We start from the raw sequence: 3,532 nt of genomic DNA, 5'->3' as shown, positions 1-3,532 counted from the left end.
GAGTATTTTTTTTATATTTTTATAAATTTTTTAAAAAAATAACTATTGTAAGGTTTACATTACCAAATTTTGTCAATTTAACTTAAATTTTCAAATGTTTTAATAATTATTTTTTTTAAATTTCTATTATTATGAAAAAATTATATATAAAATTTAGATTTTATTAAATTTAATCAAAATATTTTTAATATCTTCAATGCCTGCATCACTCTTAATGCCAAGGGGGTTATAATGAGTTTTTATGGCTTTGAAACCTTCTTTTTCAAGCTCATTTAAGATTAAATCAAATTTAGGTGCACTAACTTTTAAGGCTTTACATATGCTGTGCACATCATAAAATGTCACAGGGGCATCTGATTCAACGAGACATTTGTTCAATAATTTTAAAGCTTCTTTTTCACTATTTATTTTTTTATTATCTGCTTCATCAATCATTTTTTTTATAAAATCTTTATCTTGAATGCTTCCTAACCATAAAGGCCCTGCATGAACTAGTTTTTCACCACAGATAGGACAAATTTCATCAATTGGACTTGCTAAACCATGGCCTGTTTGCCTGTGTAAACAGTTTTTGCAGTGGCTGATATAACCGATGTTCTTCAAGGATTCATCAGTCTTTTTTGAACCTTTTTTGACTTTGAGGTATAATCTCATGTAATGTTCGGTACTGTGGGACATTTTCACTTCAATATATTTGGCATATTTTGAAAGAGTGAGTGCAACAAAACCGGCTAAAATTCTTATTCCATTTTCATGGCAATATTCGCTTTTATAAGGTTTGGCATTATATTTGCGAATACATGGTTCCTCGTATGTTCCGCATAATGCCGAAGTATCAGTTGCGGTAACACATAAAAGTGAATCCCTACGAGCACAGTAACCTGCTGAATCTATAAATGGTGAAGGGGTTCCAAAAGGATCAATATCAATTACATCAAATTCACCACGTTTCATTCTTAAAAACATACTTGCATCATGTTGATATACTTCGATATCACTTAAATTATTTAATTCAATATTATGGCGTTCGTAATGATTGGCGGTTTCACTTATATCATTTATTGAAACTTCGCCAACTCCGTCGATTTCGTTTTTATATCTCACCCCTCTAATTCCACTTCCTCCAAATAAATCACAAATGTTTATTTCACGGTCTTGTTCTTTTTGAAATACTTGGATTGCAAGAATAGATAAATCTCTATTTAATTCCATATGGGGATTATAAAAAACAGGAGCTTGTGATGAAACCTTTTCAAATTCAGGAAATTCGATTTTAGTTAATCCTTCTTCAATACTTTTTATTTTATATTCTTCCATTACTTCTCACTCGTAATTTTAGTCAATAACTAATATTTTAAATATTATTAGATTTAAATATTAGTATAGTAACTTATTCATACTTGGTGATAATAGTGTCAGATATTAAAGTTCCTATTGCAAAGCCAATTATCGGCGATAAAGAAATTGAAAACGTGGTTGAAGTATTAAAATCAGGAATGATTGCTCAAGGACCTAAAGTCGAAGAGTTTGAGCAAAAATTTGCTGAATGGGTTGGAGCAGATTATGGGATTGCTGTTAACTCAGGAACTGCAGCTCTTCACACTGCTTTATTGGCATGTGGTATTGGCGAAGGGGATGAGGTTATTACAACTCCGTTCACTTTTATTGCAAGTGGAAATTCAATTATATATACTGGCGCAAGACCGGTATTTGCAGATATTGATTTAAAAACATATACTCTAAATCCTGAAGCAATTGAAGATTTAATAACAGAAAATACTAAAGCTATCATGCCGGTTCAGTTATATGGTCAATCTGCAAATATGGATAGAATTAATGAAATCGCTGAAAGATATGGCTTAATTGTTATAGAGGATGCTGCACAAGCTCATGGAGCAACATGCAACGGTCAAAAAGTTGGAAGTATTGGGGACATGTCCTGTTTTAGTTTTTATCCAACTAAAAACATGACCACTTCAGAAGGAGGAATTATCACCACTGATGATGAGGATTTAGCCGATGCAGCAAAAATGTTTAGGGCACATGGAGCAAGTATAAGATATCACCACGATGAAATAGGATATAACTTTAGAATGACTGACATTGCAGCTGCAATAGGTCTTGCACAATTAGAAAAAATCGATGAATTTAATGATAAGAGAATAGATAATGCAGCATATTTAAATCAAGGTCTAAAAGATGTTGATGGGGTTGTAACTCCTTATTGTGCTTACGGATCAAAACATGTATATCACCAATACACTATCAGAGTTGAAAAAGGAGACCGTGATGATTGGGTCGATATAATTAATGACTGTGGTGTAGGAACTGGTATTCATTATCCAATTCCATTGTATAATCAACCGATTTACAGGTCATTAGGTATTGAAGGTGATTGTCCAAATGCAGAGTTTGCTGCAGACAACGTAATTTCACTTCCGGTACACCCATCACTTACAAAAGAAGATTTGGATCTTGTAATTGAAGCAGTAAAAACTGCTTCTGAAGAGTTAGAATAAGTTCTAACTCATTTTAACATTTTTTCTACAGTATCAACTTTGGCATCCAAAGTTCTATTTTCTAAATCACGTCTGTCATCTATTTTTATAACTGTATACACTCTGCCAATTCCAAGTTCAAAAATAGCTTCTTGAGCCGCCGCAATTGCTGCGTATAATTCTTCTAGATTTTCTGCTTCTATTTGTGTTCCCATACCAGTTAATTGATAATTAAGTCCGGAGTCTTTAATTGACTGAACTGCTGCGGTTACATAATCTTTACATTCGGTAGTTCCTGTTCCTACAGGCAATATTGCAAAATCACAAGTAATCATTTTTTCACCTACTAAAATTATTTATTAATCTTTGTATAAATTAATTTAGTAATGGTGAAATTAAACAAAGAAGAATTTAATGAGCATATTTTTACAAGGATAAATAATTTAATTTCTGATTATGAATTAATCCGGGAAGGTGAATTAATAGCAGTTGCATTGTCCGGTGGTAAGGATAGTGTTCTAACATTGCATGCCCTAAAAAATTATCAACAATTTTTAGACTTTGATTTGGTAGCCATTAGTGTTGATGAGGGTATTGAAGGATATAGGCAGCACGGTATTGATTCAGCTATTCAAAATGCTCGTGATTTGAATGTTAAACTAGTTCAAAAATCATTTAAAGAGGAAGAGGGATTTAATTTAGATGATATCTACTCTGATTTTAAAAGTGCATGCATTCCATGTGGGGTCTTTAGAAGAAATATTTTAAATAAAACTGCTTATGAACTGGGCGCTTGTAAAATAGCTACTGGCCATAATCTTGATGATGAAATTCAATCATTCTTAATGAGTTTTGCTCGCGGAGATACTATCAAATTTTCGAAATTCGGCCCTGAACTTGATGTAATTCATCCAAAATTGGTGCCACGAATTAAACCGTTATGGAATACTCCTGAAAAGGAAGTTGGAATGTGGGCGGTGATAAACAACATAGATATCCATTTGGATGAATGTCCTTATTCTCATTTGTCCTTG

At 32.5% G+C, this 3,532-nt stretch carries 4 protein-coding genes; 2 read left to right on the top strand and 2 right to left on the bottom strand.

The features are described from left to right. Positions 1 to 153: 153 nt before the first annotated feature. Complete coding sequence (locus tag IKS50_RS01110; protein ID WP_292844098.1) at positions 154 to 1,317, bottom strand: tRNA (guanine(10)-N(2))-dimethyltransferase; 1,164 nt, start codon at positions 1,315 to 1,317, stop codon at positions 154 to 156. A gap of 95 nt (positions 1,318 to 1,412) precedes the next feature. Here IKS50_RS01110 and IKS50_RS01105 point away from each other — a divergent pair, with 95 nt between their 5' ends. After that, a complete protein-coding gene (locus tag IKS50_RS01105; protein WP_292844096.1) occupies positions 1,413 to 2,519 on the top strand; it encodes a DegT/DnrJ/EryC1/StrS aminotransferase family protein in 1,107 nt (368 codons plus the stop codon). 8 nt (positions 2,520 to 2,527) lie between these two features. Here IKS50_RS01105 and IKS50_RS01100 read toward each other — a convergent pair whose 3' ends face one another. Beyond that, complete coding sequence (locus IKS50_RS01100; protein WP_292844094.1) at positions 2,528 to 2,833, bottom strand: MTH1187 family thiamine-binding protein; 306 nt, start codon at positions 2,831 to 2,833, stop codon at positions 2,528 to 2,530. A gap of 51 nt (positions 2,834 to 2,884) precedes the next feature. Between IKS50_RS01100 and IKS50_RS01095 the strand changes: the two genes are divergently transcribed. Then, positions 2,885 to 3,532: phosphoadenosine phosphosulfate reductase family protein (locus IKS50_RS01095; RefSeq protein WP_292844092.1), on the top strand; the 648-nt coding region annotated here is incomplete at its 3' end.

The sequence above is a fragment of the Methanobrevibacter sp. genome, assembly GCF_017539065.1.
Classification (GTDB): Archaea; Methanobacteriota; Methanobacteria; order Methanobacteriales; family Methanobacteriaceae; genus Methanocatella.
Note: the sequence above shows the minus strand (reverse complement) of the source record. Positions and strands in the feature narration are given on the sequence as shown.

Bases quoted from the DNA above. Each gene is read 5' to 3' on its own strand.
- IKS50_RS01100 (WP_292844094.1), bottom strand. From the start codon at position 2,833: ATGATTACTTGTGATTTTGCAATATTGCCTGTAGGAACAGGAACTACC.
- IKS50_RS01110 (WP_292844098.1), bottom strand. From the start codon at position 1,317: ATGGAAGAATATAAAATAAAAAGTATTGAAGAAGGATTAACTAAAATC.